This is a genomic window from Methanosarcina spelaei (genome assembly GCF_002287235.1).
Lineage (GTDB): Archaea > Halobacteriota > Methanosarcinia > Methanosarcinales > Methanosarcinaceae > Methanosarcina > Methanosarcina spelaei.
Genome location: NZ_LMVP01000385.1, coordinates 1 through 535, shown reverse-complemented (window position 1 = coordinate 535; position 535 = coordinate 1). Strand labels below are relative to the sequence as shown.

At 33.8% G+C, this 535-nt stretch carries 1 protein-coding gene; it reads left to right on the top strand.

Annotation, left to right across the window (positions count from 1 at the left end; translation table 11 throughout):
• The coding region (locus ASJ81_RS15025) for an IS66 family transposase (RefSeq protein WP_170943143.1) at positions 1-359 on the top strand (359 nt) is incomplete at its 5' end.
• Positions 360-535: the final 176 nt, after the last annotated feature.

The window sequence follows — 535 nt, the reverse complement described above, 5'->3', positions numbered from 1 at the left end:
TTAAGTTTGATCAGTTGTTTTCTACCAAAACAGGATATGAAAAGCTGGATGAAAGAATCGCTAAGACGAAAGAGAACAAAGAATACCTGTTAAAGGTGCTGAGTTTGCCAGAGATTCCGCTGCATAACAATGCAGCGGAACTGGCAGCAAGAGCAAAGGTCAGAAAAAGAGATGTCAGCCTTCAAACTATAACAGAGGAAGGAACAAAGGCAAACGACACATTTATGACGATTGTTCAGACAGCAAAGAAACTGGATGTAAGTGCATATCAGTACATATGTGATAGAGTCAGCAGTATATTTGAGATGCCATCTTTAGCTCAACTAATCAGAGAAAAAAGCTCAATAAGCAGAAATTGAGAGCTTTCCACTCAATTTGAAGAGGATACAAATTTTTTAATCTTTCAACTTTCTATTTTTCAACTTTCTATTTTTCAGCTTTCTATTTTTCAGCTTTCTATTTTTCAGCTTTCTATTTTTCGGTGCTCCACTATTATATAGTTGATATTTATATATTAGATATAATATAATAATAT